The 16,545-nt window shown below is 32.4% G+C and carries 14 protein-coding genes and 1 pseudogene; 12 read left to right on the plus strand and 3 right to left on the minus strand.

Going from position 1 to position 16,545, the window contains the following annotated elements:
- Positions 1-12: 12 nt before the first annotated feature.
- Positions 13-2,604 carry a WD40/YVTN/BNR-like repeat-containing protein gene (locus tag N508_RS08915; RefSeq protein WP_023276073.1) on the minus strand — a complete coding sequence of 864 codons (2,592 nt, stop codon included), beginning with the start codon at positions 2,602-2,604 and terminating at the stop codon, positions 13-15.
- Positions 2,597-3,319: a hypothetical protein gene (locus tag N508_RS08920; RefSeq protein WP_023276074.1), complete on the minus strand. Its 723-nt coding sequence runs from the start codon at positions 3,317-3,319 to the stop codon at positions 2,597-2,599. The genes N508_RS08915 and N508_RS08920 overlap by 8 nt, the downstream gene beginning before the upstream one ends.
- Before the next feature lie 308 nt (positions 3,320-3,627).
- On the opposite strand from N508_RS08920, the gene uvrB reads away from it, so the two are divergent.
- From uvrB to N508_RS08980, 12 genes are all read left to right on the plus strand, one after another.
- Positions 3,628-5,601: an excinuclease ABC subunit UvrB gene (gene uvrB, locus N508_RS08925; RefSeq protein WP_023276075.1), complete on the plus strand. Its 1,974-nt coding sequence runs from the start codon at positions 3,628-3,630 to the stop codon at positions 5,599-5,601.
- 17 nt (positions 5,602-5,618) lie between these two features.
- Positions 5,619-8,090 carry a penicillin-binding protein 1A gene (locus N508_RS08930; RefSeq protein WP_023276076.1) on the plus strand — a complete coding sequence of 824 codons (2,472 nt, stop codon included), beginning with the start codon at positions 5,619-5,621 and terminating at the stop codon, positions 8,088-8,090.
- Between the two features lie 5 nt (positions 8,091-8,095).
- On the plus strand, positions 8,096-9,118 hold the full coding sequence (locus N508_RS08935; RefSeq protein WP_023276077.1) for a sigma-54-dependent transcriptional regulator: 1,023 nt from the start codon (positions 8,096-8,098) through the stop codon (positions 9,116-9,118).
- A 3-nt stretch (positions 9,119-9,121) separates the two neighbouring features.
- Positions 9,122-9,556, plus strand: coding sequence for a DUF2141 domain-containing protein (locus N508_RS08940; RefSeq protein ID WP_023276078.1), 435 nt, complete (start codon positions 9,122-9,124; stop codon positions 9,554-9,556).
- A gap of 113 nt (positions 9,557-9,669) precedes the next feature.
- The gene (locus N508_RS08945; protein WP_023276079.1) at positions 9,670-10,644 is read left to right on the plus strand and encodes an SLAC1 anion channel family protein; all 975 of its coding nucleotides are present in this window, start codon (positions 9,670-9,672) and stop codon (positions 10,642-10,644) included.
- Positions 10,645-11,152: 508 nt separating this feature from the next.
- Entirely contained in the window at positions 11,153-11,329 is a 177-nt protein-coding gene (fdxA, locus tag N508_RS08950; RefSeq protein WP_023276080.1) for a 4Fe-4S ferredoxin, read from the plus strand.
- 240 nt (positions 11,330-11,569) lie between these two features.
- Positions 11,570-12,214, plus strand: a complete 645-nt coding sequence (cysE, locus tag N508_RS08955; RefSeq protein WP_023276081.1) for a serine O-acetyltransferase — start codon at positions 11,570-11,572, stop codon at positions 12,212-12,214.
- Positions 12,215-12,225: 11 nt separating this feature from the next.
- Positions 12,226-12,648, plus strand: a complete 423-nt coding sequence (locus N508_RS08960; protein ID WP_023276082.1) for an RrF2 family transcriptional regulator — start codon at positions 12,226-12,228, stop codon at positions 12,646-12,648.
- Positions 12,649-12,712: 64 nt separating this feature from the next.
- Entirely contained in the window at positions 12,713-13,873 is a 1,161-nt protein-coding gene (locus N508_RS08965; RefSeq protein ID WP_023276083.1) for a cysteine desulfurase family protein, read from the plus strand.
- A gap of 1 nt (position 13,874) precedes the next feature.
- Positions 13,875-14,132, plus strand: a complete 258-nt coding sequence (locus tag N508_RS08970) for a hypothetical protein (RefSeq protein WP_023276084.1) — start codon at positions 13,875-13,877, stop codon at positions 14,130-14,132.
- 58 nt (positions 14,133-14,190) lie between these two features.
- Positions 14,191-15,051, plus strand: a complete 861-nt coding sequence (locus tag N508_RS08975; RefSeq protein ID WP_023276085.1) for a DMT family transporter — start codon at positions 14,191-14,193, stop codon at positions 15,049-15,051.
- 476 nt (positions 15,052-15,527) lie between these two features.
- The gene (locus N508_RS08980; RefSeq protein ID WP_023276086.1) at positions 15,528-16,337 is read left to right on the plus strand and encodes a hypothetical protein; all 810 of its coding nucleotides are present in this window, start codon (positions 15,528-15,530) and stop codon (positions 16,335-16,337) included.
- Positions 16,338-16,367: 30 nt separating this feature from the next.
- On the opposite strand, the pseudogene N508_RS10985 reads toward N508_RS08980, so the two are convergent.
- Positions 16,368-16,502 (minus strand): annotated as a pseudogene (locus tag N508_RS10985) (IS3 family transposase); the annotation flags it as partial.
- Positions 16,503-16,545 lie beyond the last annotated feature (43 nt).

The raw sequence follows: 16,545 nt of genomic DNA on the forward strand, positions 1-16,545 counted from the left end.
TTATCTCGCTTTTTATGAAATTTTTGTAAGTATATAAATAAAATCATACTGGTTATTAGTATCAAGCATTGTTCCGCCTGCAACAATTCCTGTTCCACCTAATTCAATTCTGCATATTCCTGTGCCTTTTGTATATACAAAAGTAAGTATGTGCCAAGAACCGCCTGATGGGACATACTGATTTACAGCACTGCTTCCGTAAGAATATCTGTATATAACATCACCTGATTTATAATTACTTCCGTTTGGCTGTGCTGGTGCAAGACGGTGTGAAATATTTGGTCTGCCTAATGCACCGTGAGTAAGCCCTGTGCCGCCTATTTTTTCAGGTATAGAGCCGTCATTATTACGCAGCACTTTCCATTCTTCCCACAAGCCGTTACTAAAAACTCTGCCAAAATATTTTAACAAACCATTATTAGAAATACCGGCAGGATAAAACCTTTGCCAGCCGCGATTATTAGATGTATCTATATATGTTATATACTCTCCAGTTTGAGCACCACCGGGGAAGTTTGTATGGTCAAAGCCAGTTAAATTCATACACATTTTATTTTTTATATAAATGCTGTTATCATTTAAATCTGCCTTATTTGGCAGCTGATTTTGAGCAAATGTTCCTAAATTTTTTCTTGCTTCATCTATATTTGATGAGCCGGTTCCGCCTTTACTGACTGGCAGTATTCCTGTTATGGCATTATCAGTAAGTGCAATATTATCAAGCTGGGCAAAGGCACCTAAATTTTTGCTTAAATTGTCTGCATTAATTTTGCCATTACTGTTTATAATTTTAAGCCAGAAAGAAGATGATGATACTGGGTCTTGTGGGTCAGATGAGCTGTTTGCTTTTATGCAGTAATAAAGAGCATTATCACTGCCTAAAACAAAAGCACCAATTTTATAGTCTGCTTTTTCATGCCAAAAAACATTATTTCCTGCCATAAGGTTTAGGGCATTATTTACATTTTCATTTATGCTTTCATCAAGTTCATCTTTACTAAATTTTGTTAAGCTGCCATTTTCTTCTGCTATAATGTTTGTTATATCAGAATATGATGAAGTTAATGATACATTTATTTTATTATCAGATAAATCAATATTTTCTATATTTTCCTGTTTTATAAGTTTTTGCTGCCAGCTGCTCCATATATTACTGCTAAACTGGCGAATATAACCTGTATTAAATAAATAATCAGGGCTTATAAACTGATGTATTTTATTATTTTCTTTCTGCACAAGTAAACAGCCTGTTTCTATATCAGAGCTGTTATTCAGCTGCTTTTCTATTATATATATTCCTGCTGTTGTAATGCTGTTATAATCTTCTATACTGCTGTTGCTGTCTATGTTTGTGATTTTTATCTGCCTTGTATCAAGGCTGGTGCATTCAATAAGCAAATCATCGCTGTATACTGGATACTGAGAATTATTTTTGCCAGTTCTATATGCAAGATAATCTTTTAAAGTTTTGGGATTTACTGCTTTATCTACATCTTCATTTTCTATTATTTCATGTAAGCTTGCAAACATAATGCCAGTAAGTCCGCCATTAGATGAGCGAATTGCATTTAAGTTATTTTCTTCATCAGCTGTTGAAAATATCATAAAAAAGTAATCTGTTCTTAAAATATTATTCCATGCTCCATAATGGCATGGTGTTTTTATCCACCTGATACCGTCAAAGCTTGCAAGAGTAACCCCAGTTGATGAAGCAAGGGTATATACATTTGCTCCGCAGCTTATATCTTTCCAAGGCTCATTATAATTTAAACTAATTTTCTGCCATACTGGGTTTTTATTAAGTATATCTTTTTCAAGACAGTAAACAAGGCGGGTTTCTCCATCATAAGCACATGCTGTAAACCTGCCATTACCATAAGTTAAAGATATCCATGATGATAAAGGCATATTTATTTCATTCCATGTTAAGCCGCCATCTGTGCTGTATATTGAACGAGTGTTTCCAGATACTCCAACTGCCATTATAATATTTGAAGAAGAAAATGATATTTTTGAAATCTGTATACTGCTGTATTCGCATACTTTTCTCCAGCTTTTGCAATAATCTTCTGATATATATATTTTGCCAGATACTGTGCCTGCGATAAATTTATTATTGTTATATGTAATACATGAAAAATTATCTTCTGCTATTATGCTTTCTTCCCATAAGTTACCATTATCCGTGCTTTTAAAGCATTTGCCAGTATTAGAAAGCAGGATAAATATTCCACTGCCATAAGTTATAGCAGTTAATTTATTATTTATCTGTTTTTCTTCCCAGTCTGCTCCATAATTATAAGACAAACATATCTTCCCGTCAGCTGCTGCTGCAATAATAGTATTACCGCCATAGGCAGAAGATATCCATAATCCTTTTGGCATATATACTGCGTCCCATGGTGCATATTTTATTTCTGCAGCTTTAAGATTTAGTGCATTATGAAGCCATGATATATCTATCTGTCCGTTAAAATCAGCAGGTTTTTCAGATAATATATCATTAAGAGAAAGTTTTCCTTTTTCCTGCACATAAACTGGGCTTGTTCTGTTTTCTGGTGTATTTTTAGACACTTCTACTGAAATATAAGCTGTATTATTCATTTACATAACCTTTACTGCTAGATATTTTTGCATAATGAAGTGCAGAATAAAGCCCATTTTCCACAGGTATATTTAAAGGACTGCATGCCCATTTTTTGCTTAAATCTGCATATTTTTTACACTCATCTGTTTTAGAAGATACTGCATTAATATATTTATTATAAATATTATCCATATTTAAGCGGACAGCCATATATTTTGCAGCCACTTTATTTTCTGCCTGCTCCATAAGGTCTGATATATTCACTTGTGCTTTATTAAAAGAAAACTCAGCTTCTTTTATTTTTGTATCAGTATCTTTCTGAAAAAGTGAAAGAGTTTCTTTATATTTTTTTGTTTCTTCCTGTATAGACTTTCTATATTCTTCTGCTTGATTTATAATTTTAATATATTCATTTTTTAAGTTTTCTATTTCCTGCATACTTTTTTTTATTTCTTTAAGCTCATTTAAAGAGTTTTCTGCTGTTTCATATATATTTATTAAATTCTCTGTTTTCTCTGCTACAATATCTTTTATATCATTTGTAACCATTTCTATATTGTCAGATACTGCCTTTAACTCTTGAATATTAAAAATACTGCCTAAATTAGTGTAGTGACTGCTGTTAAAAAGATGTGCTTTATCATCACTTACTAAGAAAAATGGTGATATTGCTTTTATTTTTCCATTATCATTTACCTGTATTTTTTGTGTATTCCACGAATATAGTTTCATATTTTCCTCCATTTTTAAAAAATGGTAGCATATATAAAAACAGGTATGTCTGATAAAAGCAAAAAAGTCCGTAAAGTCCAAAAAAATATGATTTTTTATAAATTGCAAAATAATACTTGACAAATCCCCCCCCCCGTATTTTTTAAACCATGCTCTGCCAAAACAAGTTCAGTTATCGCTTACTTTCAGACGGCTCATCTTGAGCCTGATTTCGTTGCACAAATTGCAAAGACAATAATAAATTTTCCTTTTAATAAGAAATGTATTATGCTATATATAATTTGTATTAGATATAGAGGTATAATTCATTGGAATTTAAAATATCATCAGAGTATGAACCAGCAGGAGACCAGATAGAAGCTATAGAGCAGATTGTATCATCATATAAAGCAGGTGCAAAGCGGCAGGTGTTATTAGGTGTTACAGGTTCAGGCAAAACATTTACTATGGCAAATGTTATAGAAAGGTTGCAGGTGCCTACATTAATTATAGCACACAATAAAACTCTTGCTGCTCAGCTTTATGGTGAGTTTCTTAAATTTTTCCCAGATAATGCAGTAGAATATTTTGTAAGTTATTATGATTATTATCAGCCTGAAGCATATATTCCATCAAGTGATACATATATAGAAAAAGATTCTGCAATTAATGAAGAAATAGAAAAGCTAAGGAATAGAGCAACCCGCTCATTAATAGAAAGGCGTGATGTTATTATTGTTGCATCAGTTTCATGTATATATGGGCTTGGCTCTCCAGAAACTTATGCAACTATGATACAGCATTTTGAAGCAGGAAATGATTATAATTTTGATGATGTATTAATGAAGCTTGTGCAGGTCAGGTATGAAAGAAATGATATAGACTTTCACAGGGGAGTATACAGAGTAAAAGGGGATACTATTGAGATATTTCCAAGTCATGAAGATGAAACTGCATACAGGCTTGAATTTTTTGGCGATACTCTTGATAGAATAAGTGAATTTAATGCAATTACAGGCAAAACATTAAATGAGCTTACAGAGCTTTCTGTATATCCTAACACCCACTATGTAACAAATACCATTACAGTAGACAGTGTTATAGAGCAGATGAAAAAAGACCTGCTTGAAAGATGTGCTGAATTTGTAAGCCAGAATAAACTGCTGGAAGAACAAAGGCTTACTCAAAGAACTATGTTTGATATAGAAATGATTAAGGAGACCGGCTACTGCACAGGCATAGAAAACTATTCCAGATATTTTGACGGCAGAGCAGCAGGCTCAACACCTTATACATTAATAAGCTATCTTCCAAAAGATGCACTTGTTATAATAGATGAAAGCCATATTACAATACCACAGGTGCGGGGCATGTATAATGGGGACAGGTCTAGAAAAATGACATTAGTTGATTTTGGTTTTCGTCTGCCTGTTGCTCTTGATAACAGACCTTTAAAGTTTGATGAGTTTGACAGCAGAGTAAATAATGTTTTATATGTAAGTGCAACACCAGACAGGTATGAAATAGAGCAGGCTCAAGGGGTAATTGCAGAGCAGATTATCAGGCCGACAGGACTTATGGACCCAGAGATAGAAGTGCGGCCTGCAAGAACTCAGGTAGATGACTTGTATGCAGAAATATTAAAGGTAACAGGTGAAGGTGGCAGAGTGCTTGTTACTACACTAACTAAGCGAATGGCAGAAGAGCTGACAAGATACTATAAAGATATGGGTATAAAAGTGGAATACCTGCACTCTGAAATAGATACTTTGCAGCGGATAAAAATAATAACATCACTTCGTCTTGGTGAATTTGATGTGCTTGTAGGCATTAACCTTTTGCGGGAAGGCTTAGATATTCCAGAAGTAAAACTTGTGGCTATACTTGATGCTGATAAAGAAGGGTTTCTTCGCTCTACAAAGTCACTTATTCAGACAATAGGAAGAGCTGCCAGAAATGCAGAGGGCAGAGCTATTTTTTATGGTGATAAAATAAGTGGAGCAATGCAGCAGACAATAGATGAAACGGTAAGACGCAGAGCAAAACAGCAGGCATATAATGACGCACATGGCATTACACCTGAAACTGTTAAAAGTGCAATAAGTGATATTTTATCATCTATTTATGAAAAAGATTATTTTACTGTTGAAGTCAATGATAGTTTTGATGTAAAATTAAGTGGTAAAACAGATAAAGATATTGAAATGCTTGAAAAGAAAATGTATAAAGCATCAGAAGATTTGGATTTTGAAACAGCTGCTAAGCTGAGAGATTTAATATTTGAGCTGAAAGCTAAAAAATAGATAATATGGAGTAGATAATGTCAGAAAATAAGCTGGATAATAGTGAAGATAATATTCCAAATTTGTCAGAAGAGTTAAGTAATATTGCTAATAATGATGACAATAATAATAAAAAGCAGAAAAAACGCTCTAAACTGCGTATAATTTTATATATTATAGGTGCTGTGTCTGCGTTTGGAGTAATAGGATTTGTATCTATTATAGTATATGTTTATATTCTCAGTCTGCAGCTGCCGTCAACTGATGAGTTCAGTAAATTTAAATATACAGAGCCAATGGTGGTATATGATGCAAAAGGTAATATTATAGCAGAGCTTGGAGCAGAAAGACGCTATCCTATATCTATTGAGCAAATGCCCCCGTATGTGTATCAGTCAGTGGTAGCTGTTGAAGATGCAAGGTTTTATGAGCACAGTGGCATTGACCCATTGGGTATAGCTAGGGCTATGGTGTCAAACATCAAGGCAGGCAAAATGGTAGAAGGTGGCTCCACATTAACTCAGCAGCTTGTAAAAGTAATATACCTTTCTCCAGAAAGAAAAGTAAAGCGTAAAATAAAAGAAGCAATTATTGCATACAGACTTGATAAAGAGTTAAGTAAGGATAAAATATTAGAATTATACTTAAATCAGGTAAACTTTGGCCGTGGTGCTTATGGTATTCAGGCAGCAGCAATAAACTATTTTGGTAAAGAAGATGTAAAAGATTTAACTATTGCAGAAGCTGCTATGATTGCAGGTATTCCAAAAGGTCCTTCAATTTATGCACCACACTTAAATATGAAAAGAGCAGTCGCTAGGCGAAACCATGTGTTAAAAAGAATGTTAGAAGTAAAATATATTACTCAGGAAGAATATAATGCAGCTGTGAATGAAACTGTAAAACTTTCAGAAAGTATTCCTTTACGACTTCGCCATGCTGGTTACTTTATGGATTTTGTTCATAAATATATAGAAGAAGATTTGAAAATTGAAGATGCACAAAATAAAGGTATTAAAGTTTTTACTACATTAAATTTAGACTATCAGATAGCGGCAGAAGATGCATTGATTAAAAACTTAATGAGTATTGCAAAAAGAGAAGGATATAAAGGCACACTTGGTAAAATCTTAATAGAAGATGATACAGATGTGGAGCAGATTGAAGATATTATAGATAATGCAGTAGTAAGCGAAGAAAATGATAACAATACTGTTAAATATGTGCGTCTTGATAATGATGTGCCTAGCTATTTAAAAGATTTAGGGTATCAAAAGGCTGTTATTACAGAAGCAGAAAAAAATACTTTAAAAATTAAATTAAGTGACGGCTCAGAAGGTACCATTAATTTTAAAGATAATAACTGGATAACAAATGCTAAAAATGCCAGAGCAAAATCATTTTTAGATGTTTTTGCTATTGATGATATGATATATGTTTCGCCTGTATTGAAAGATAATATTTCAACAGGTGTATATATGATAGAACAAAATCCAGACTTAGAAGGGGCTGTTGTATCTATAAACCCACAGACTGGTGAAATATATGCTATGGCTGGTGGTATGTCATATTTTAAATCATTTTTTAATAGAGCAGTGCAGGCAAGAAGACAGGTAGGCAGCACATTTAAGCCACTGGTTTATGCAGCAGCTTATGAAAGTGGATATTATCCTATGAGTGTATTTTATGATACACCTGTTATTCAGAAAAGTGTAAAACAAGGCGAAGAAGACTGGCGTCCTAAAAACTTTGACGGTCAGTTTATGGGGGAAATGACACTTGAAAGAGCGTTACAATTATCAAATAACTCTATAACTATAAAACTTGCACAGGCAATAGGCATTAAGAAAATTATAAGATATGCACAAATGTTTGGTTTTACAGGAGAAATTCCTGCTGATTTATCTGTAAGTATTGGCAGCCTTTCTGCATCTCCGCTTGAGCTTGCTGTTGCTTATTCTACTTTTTCAAATCAAGGCATGAGACCTTCAAAACCATTTTTTGTTACAAGGGTAGCAGATATAGATAATAAAACTTTATTTGAATTCCAAAAACCTGAAATGACTCGTGTGCTTGATGAAAAATCTGCATCGTTAATTACAGACAGTTTAGTAAAAGTTGTGGAAAAAGGTGGTGCATGGAAAAGCAGAAATGCAGTAAACAGAATACTTGGTGGAAAAACTGGCACATCAAATGATTCAAAAGACGGCTGGTTTGCTGGAGTGCTTCCAAACTTTGTAACTGTTGCATGGGTTGGTTATGATGATTATAGAAAAATGGGAAGTTATGCTGTTGGGGGAAATACTGCCCAGAATATATTTATAGATTACTTTAAAAGCATAAATGAAAAAGTGCCACTTGCTCTTTTTAAAGCTCCAGCAGGTGCATCTTATTTTAAAGTAAATAATGATATGCATGAGATAACTGACTCGCTTATTGGAAATCTTGGATATTCTATTTATCCAGTTGACAGCAGCAACAATCCAACAGTATATGATTTTAAAAAGTAGTGCTTATGTATAATGAAAATATAGAAAATATTAATAAATTTAATTTGCAGAAAACAGCAGAAGAGCAGCAGCATGCAAAATATAAGAGCAGAAGCATTGCAAATAGTTCTGCAAAAATGAAAAGAATATATGATTTAGTGGAAGTTGTTGCACCTATTGATGTAAGCATACATATTACAGGAGAAGATGGCTGCGGCAAAGACAAGCTGGCAGAATATATCCACAGTCAAAGCGGAAGAACTGGCAATTTTATAATAATTAACCCTGTAGAATTAAATGATATAGTTGGGTCTCTTGGTTTCAGTAAAGTATATGATTACTTTAAAAAGGCAGAAAAAGGCACGCTCTATATTTCAGATATTGCCTCAGCTAATGCAAAACTTCAGGAATACCTGCTTAATTCTATTATTAAAATAGAACAGGAATTAGGTATGTTTTCTCCAAGATTTATTTCTTCTACCAATAGAAACTTAACTGAGCTTTCCCGCCAGCAAAGGTTTAACCAAAGGTTAAGGGACAGTTTTGCTATTATCATAAATATACCACCTTTAAGAGAAAGAAAAGAAGATATAGTAGATTTAATACGAATAATTATGCGTGATTTAGGATATTTTGGTCAGAAAAGCATACCAATATCTGAAGAAGCAGAAGAAATGCTGCAAAGCTACGACTGGCCGGGTAATGTCCGACAGCTTGTAAATACAATATATCATGCAGTAAATCATACAAGCAGTGGTATGATAGTGCTGTCATCTTTACCTAAAGATGTTAGGAAAAAACAGGGATTTGTTGAAGCAGAAATAAACACTATTAATGAACTTTATAAATTTGCCCGCGGATTAATAGAAAGCGGCATTCATTCAGAAGCTATTAATCCTTATGAAGAATACTGCAAAACTATAGAAAGGCCCTTAATACAGGCAGCTCTTGATATGACAAAAGGCAACAGGTCTCAAGCAGCTCAGCTTATCAGAATAAATAGAAATACACTGCATAAAAAAATACAAACTTATGATATGGAAGAGTAATTGATGAAATATATAAAATTAATAATGATTATATTACTGCTTTTTCAGAGTATGTGTGTTTTTGCAGAAGATGAAAGAGTTATAATGGTGCTTGAAGTAAATAATATTGAAAAATCAACAGGAAATATTATGATACATTTATGCAGAAATCAGCAGGAGTTTTCAGGCAGTGTGCCTGTGGCGTATGCTTTTTTCTTCCCAGCAAAAAAGAATACTGTTACTGCAAAAATAAATATTCCTAAGGGGATGTATGCTGTAAAAGTTTTCCATGATGAAAATGAAAATAAAATACTTGATTTAAATGCAGCAAACCACCCAATAGAAAAATTTGGATTTTCTAATAATTTTTTTGGCTCATATTCAGAACTTCCACCTTATGATAAAGTGCTTATAAATATTGATAAGGCAGAAAATTTTGTAAGAATTAATTTAAGATAATAATATAATGATATAATTATACAAAAATTAAATTTTACTCTTGTATTATTTTATAAAAAGAGTATATTCAGACAAAAGAAGTCTTTTTAATAAGATTATGTGGAAGTGATAAAATGAGTGAAATACAAAATAACACAAGTTCTTCTCGTTTACAGTTTTTTCCTGTTATGATGTTTGCTGTTATAATGGGGTTTTCAGGTATTACACTGGCTTATAAAAAAGCAAGTGAAGTTTTTTTACTGCCTGAAATAATATATCAGATATTATCATATATTACTGCATGTATTGCTGTAATAATCACATTTATATATCTTTTGAAACTGATAAAATACCCAAATGAAGTAAGACAAGAAATAAAACATCCTGTAAGGGTCAATTTTTTTGCAGCAATATCTATTTCCATGCTTCTGATTTCTACTGTTTTCCATGAATATGAAAATATTGCATTACCTTTATTTATATTCGGAGCAGGTATGCAGACATTTTTTACATTTTATACTATTACATACTGGCTTAATAAAAATATTGAACTTGCTCACTCAAATCCAGCATGGTTTATTCCAGTTGTAGGCAATCTTATAGTGCCTATTGCAGGTGATGGGTTTGCTGATATTTATCTGCTTGATTTCTTTTTTTCTCTAGGTATTTTCTTTTGGATAATATTAACTGCTATCCTTTTTAACAGAATTATTTTTCATGGCATGCTTGCTCAAAAATTTTTGCCAACACTTGCAATATTTATTGCTCCCCCGTCTGTTGGAATGTTAAGTTACTTAAAATTACAGGGTGCTTATGATATGTTTGCAGTTATACTTTTTAATGTGGCTTTAACTTTTGGTTTAATACTTTTAGCATTAATAAAAAATTTCTATAAAATTAAATTTTTCATATCTTGGTGGGCATTTACTTTCCCAATGGCAGCATTAACTATGGCAATTATTACTGTATATGAAAAAACAAGTTTTGAATATTTAACATTTAAACTGCTTGGCTATGTTTCCCTGATTATGACATCTATTTTAATATTAATTGTATTGATAAGAACAATAATTGCAGTTAAAAATGGCGAAATATGTGTAAAAGAATAAAATAGGGTAATTTTAAAATCAGACTGTGGGATAAATCCAGATATTTTAAATATATTATACATCACTGTAATATAAATAATTTAGATTTTTCGCCTTTAAAAATCAGGCTCAAAATGACATAATTGTAATAGTTTTATTGTTTAGATTTGCCGCTGCAAAATGTCTATTCTGAGCATAGCGAAGAATCTAAAATATACAAACGACAATAATCATAAAAATAGTATGTATATTTATTGAAACTTATCCTATATATATTTTTCGCTTTGCTTAAAATGACAATATGTGAATTATTGTGATAACTGTATATGGTTCAACATAATAACTATGAATATAAAACAACTTATTCATGATAATAATTATTACGATTATGTCATACTGAGCCAAAGGCGAAGTATCTACAAAACATATTTTAACTTTTTAGAACATTATCCTTTTCTTTATCTTTTTACTTGACAAATTAAGCTATTCATATACATATATCATAATATTATTTTATTGGAGGATTACTATGGCTCATATTGTAAACCAAGATATCTGTACTTTTTGCACTTCCTGCATGGAAGTATGTCCTGTTAGTGCAATAAGTGAAAAAAATGATAAAGCATGGATAGATGCTGATATTTGCATTGACTGCGGTGCTTGTGCTGAAGAATGTCCAGTTGAAGCTATATCACCAGAAGACTAATTATGTAATATACAGGAAATATTTTCTTTATATATTAAATCAGTTTTCTAGTAGTAATTTTACAAAAATGGGCTTGCCCATTAATTTATATATTGACTTATTACATTAGTAATGGTTATTATATATTCATAACTTGAAACAAGTGTAGTTTTAAGGTTATTTAATTGTGCAAAATAGGGGTATAGTTTTCTGCTATACCCTATTTTTAGACAATAATAGTCTAGTTTAGCGGTATATTTTATGACAGTTTTTAAAACATTATATGAAGATATTAAGACAGTTTTAGAGAGAGACCCTGCAGCAAGAAGTGCATTAGAAGTATTTTGCTGCTATTCTGGTTTCCATGCTTTAACTATGCATAGAGTTTCTCACTGGCTTTGGCATCATAAACTAAAATCATTTGCCCGTTTTAATGCTATGCTTGCCCGTTTTTTTACAGGTGTAGAGATACACCCTGCAGCTAAAATTGGCAGGCATTTTTTTATTGACCATGGTATGGGTGTAGTAATTGGTGAAACTGCAGAAGTAGGCGATGATGTCACTATTTATCATGGGGTAACATTAGGCGGTGTTTCTTTAAAAAAAGAAAAACGCCACCCAACAATAGGCAATAATGTTGTTATAGGTGCTGGTGCTAAAGTATTAGGACCTTTTAGAGTAGGGGATAGAGTGCGTATTGGTGCAAATTCTGTTGTGCTGCATGAAGTGCCAGATGATGCTACTGTTGTAGGTGTGCCGGGCAGGATTACTGGGGACATTAAAAGGCAGGATATGTTTAACCATACTGAGCTTCCAGACCCAGTTGCTAATGCTTTTAACTGTATTGTTGACAGGATTGTGGAAATGGAAAAAGAAATTCAAACAATCAAAAAAAATGATAGATAACGGGGTGGCTTATGAAAATTACAACTAAAAGCAGATATGCTATCAGAGCTATATATGCCCTTTGTATGCTTGGTGGAGATAAACATCCTGTAAGCATATTAAGAATACTAGAGTTTGAAGACATTTCTAAAAAATATTTAGAGCAGATTTTTACAAAACTAAAGCATGTAAATATTATAATAGGTTCCCGCGGTGTTGGCGGCGGCTATATGCTTGCTAGAAACCCAAACCAGATAAATTTAAAAGAAATAGTTAACACAATGGATGGACCGCTTAAAACAGAAGACTGTGGAGCAGAGGGCGATTGCCGTAATTTTTCATCATGTGCTGTAAACTGGCTTTGGGCAGGGCTTGAAAAGGCATGTGATGATTATTTAGAAAAAATTACAATTGCTGATATGATGAAGCAGTCAGCAGCTCATTTTGCAGTTTAAAATACAGGATAATATATCAGTATGCCTTAAACAAATTGTTTATGGCAGATTATGGGAGGATAATATGGCTATTTATTTTGATAACAGTGCAACAACCAGAGTTGACCCTGAAGTTGTTAAGGCAATGCTGCCTTTTTTTAGTGAATATTATGGTAATATTTCAAGTATCCACTTAATAGGCAGGCAGGTGCATCCCTATGAAGAACAGGCAAGAAAATCAGTTGCAAAATTAATAAATGCATCACCAGATGAAATTGTTTTTACTGCCAGTGGCTCAGAATCAGATAACCTTGCAATTATAGCAGCAGCAAGAGCATATAAACATAAAGGAAAACATATAATAACATCTTCTATTGAGCATAAAGCAGTGCTTGAAACATTTAAGTTTTTAGAAAATTATGAAGGCTTTGAAGTAACATATCTTCCAGTTGATAAATACGGCTTAATAGATATGGATTATTATAAAAATGCTGTAAGAGATGATACTATACTTGTAAGCTGCATGCTTGCTAACAATGAAATAGGCACTATTGAACCTGTTAAAGAAATGGCAGCTTTTGCAAACAGTAAAGGTATTATATTTCATACAGATGCTGTGCAGGCAGCTGGCAAAATACATATAGATGTTAATGAGTTAGGTATAGATTTACTCACCTTTTCAGGCCATAAAATATATGCACCAAAAGGAATAGGTGTTCTTTATGTAGATATTGAATTAAGAGAAAAATTAAAACCTATTATCCACGGTGGTCAGCAGGAAAGAGGGCTTAGAGCAGGCACAGAAAATATTCCTTATATTATTGGTCTTGGTAAAGCCTGCGATATTATTATGGAAAGGCAGGATACAGAAATACTGCATATTAAAAAGTTAAGAGATACTTTTGAAAAGAAAGTTTTAGAAAATATACCAGATACTTATGTGAATGGTCATCATAGATTAAGAGTGCCTTCTATAAGCGATATAGTTTTTAGATATATTGAGGGAGAAGCATTAATGGTATATGCACAGGAAGTGTGCTGCAGTGCAGGAAGTGCATGCACATCTGCAGCAACTAACCCGTCACATGTATTATCTGCAATCAAAGTGAACGATGTAGATATTCATGGTGCACTTCGTTTCAGCTTTGGCAGATTTAACACTATGGAAGAAGTAAATAGAGCTGTGGAAGTTTTAAAAGACAGTGTTGAAAAGCTAAGAAAAATGTCACCATTATATAACAAATAATATGGCAAAAAATACTAAAAAAAATCTGCTTTTAGAGCTTGAAGAGCTGGCACAAAAAGCAGGCATTAAAGTCCGATATGAAAAAACAGAAGCAAGAGGTGGAATGTGCACATTTCAAGGCAACCCGCTTATTATTATTGATAGAAAAGCTGCTGATGATTACAAAATAGCAGTGATTGCTGAAAATATTAAAAAAATGGATTTGCGGGATATATATATAAGCCCTAAAATGCGAGAAGTTTTAGATAGTTTTGAATGATTAATATTTTTGGATAAATTCAGGTAAGTATTTAAAGTAAAAGTGAAAAAGGTGTTATATGTCTAGTGCATTTGCATTGATTGTGATAAGTGCAGTATTCCATGCAGCATGGAATTTATTAGTTAAGACATCAGCTGATAAAGTGGCTTATAATGTCCATATACAAGTAGCAACAGCTGTATTTATCACAAGTTATACAGTATTGTTTTTCCCAGAAGCTTTTTATTTTCATAAACCTACTTTTATATATGCACTGCTTTCATCATTCTTTTTTGCCCTTTATCAGCATTTTACAGCAATAAGCTATAAATATGCAGATGTATCATTAGTTTATCCAATCACTACTTCATCGCCTTTTTTTATTATGATTTGGGCATATTTTATTTTAGATGAGCATGTTACTCCATTTGGTATTCTTGGTATTGTGTTAGTGCTTGCTGGCTGTTATATAATGAATATAACAAAAGGCAAAGGCAATAAATCAGGTTTATATGGCATATTGACTGCTCTTCTTGCTGCTTTTTTATACTCGTTTGGTGCAATGGCAGATAAAATGGGGGTAGAATCAGTTAATACCCATCTATATATTATGCTTATGGCAGATTTTATGTCATTTTATTCTGTCCTATTTACAATAATAAGCCATCGTAAATCAGTAACACTTCATAGAAAAGTCAGTGTCCCTGTTCAGTGGAAATTAGTTATTCTTGGGGGGCTTGCAATGTCTGCATCTACTATTACATACAGATTAGGGCTTATTGACATGCAGATTTCGTATTCATCAGCTTTAAGACAGTTAAGCTCATTATTTGGTGTGCTAATGGGATTGTTTTTTTTGAAAGAATCTTACGGCTTGCAAAGAATAGTAGGAAGTATGGTAATTGTGGCAGGAATAATGCTTATTCGTTTAAATATGTAGTATACGGAGTATTATTTTTCATTACTACTTCGTTGTTTAAAAAAACAGCTCAGTCATTTACTATTATGCAAACTCCTGTCATAAAATTTTCTATTCGCCTTGTCTAACTTAAAAATCTTAAAACCTTGCTGTAATCATAACTTTCGCTGTTTTTATTTATATTTCATTTTATCACATAAATTTTTCATTTTGCTCAGAAATGAAAATAGATACTTTTTTGTAAAAAACTTAAATTAATTTTTATAAATTATTTTTCGCAGTGATGTTTCTGATAGATTATATTTTTTGCGAAGCTGGAATAAACTGACCCATTTTTAAAAAATGGTAGCATATATAAAAACATGTATGTCTGATAAAAGCAAAAAAGTCCGTAAAGTCCAAAAAAATATGATTTTTTATAAATTGTAAAATAATACTTGACAAATCCCCCCCCCCCGAATATAATGCCCCTATCTTTTTTTGTATAGGAGGATTTTATGAAAAAGTCTTTATTACTTATTTTAGCAAGTCTTTTTGCTGTTTTTTCACTTACTGCTTGTGCAGATGAAGACAAAAACGATACAGCGGGGGAAGTAAACGGTGGAACACCAGTAGTAAACCCAGCAAGTGAATATGTGGGAACTTACGATGTTACATTTTTTGCAACAAAACCTTATGATTCAAATAATCATGCAATGGATATGTTAGTAACTACAGGCAATATGTCAACAGATTGCACAATGGCAGATACCTTAGGTATTTTGAAAAAGGTAGATGGTCAAGCAAATGTTCAAGATGGTGAATGTGCCGCAGATGGTTCAAATGATGCTAAAATAATTGGTAAACAGGCAGTAATTAATTATAATGACGATGGTCTTGTTTTAGAAACAAAACTTCAAATGTGGAGTAGTGTTTTTTCATTTTCTCAAGATGATGTTTATCAATACACTAAATATACAGCTGTTCCATCTTCATCTGTTACATCTAATGCAATTAATAATGTTGCTAATCCTGTATTAGGGGTAAGCGGCAGAAATTTAACCACAAAAACATTAAATCCTAAATCTACTTTTAAAATAACTAAAAGAGATGATGGCACATTATATGTTGAATTAGAATTAATGGAGAAATCTGTATTAAACGGTCAATTAAAAGCTAATGCTCCTACTTATGTTATTTTAAAGAAAAAATTAGATAAACCTGAACCTGTTGACCCTAATACTCTTTTTACAACTACTTCAGGTAATGATACAGCTGATGGCATTTATGCAAAATTTAAACCAACACCAGATGAAGCAGCACAGTAATTGCATATGAACTTACCCAAAAATTTTGAACTAAGCCACTAAATAAATTTCTTTTTCCTGTAAAGGTGTAAGTCCATTAGCTTTTATTCTGTAATTATTATAGAAATCAATATATTTTTCAAGTTCATATTTAAACTGTTCTATATTTTTGAATTTGTTAATATAATGTAAGAGTATAAGACATATGTTACAAAAATAAGTATAACAA

The sequence above is a fragment of the Mucispirillum schaedleri ASF457 genome (assembly GCF_000487995.2).
GTDB lineage: Bacteria > Chrysiogenota > Deferribacteres > Deferribacterales > Mucispirillaceae > Mucispirillum > Mucispirillum schaedleri.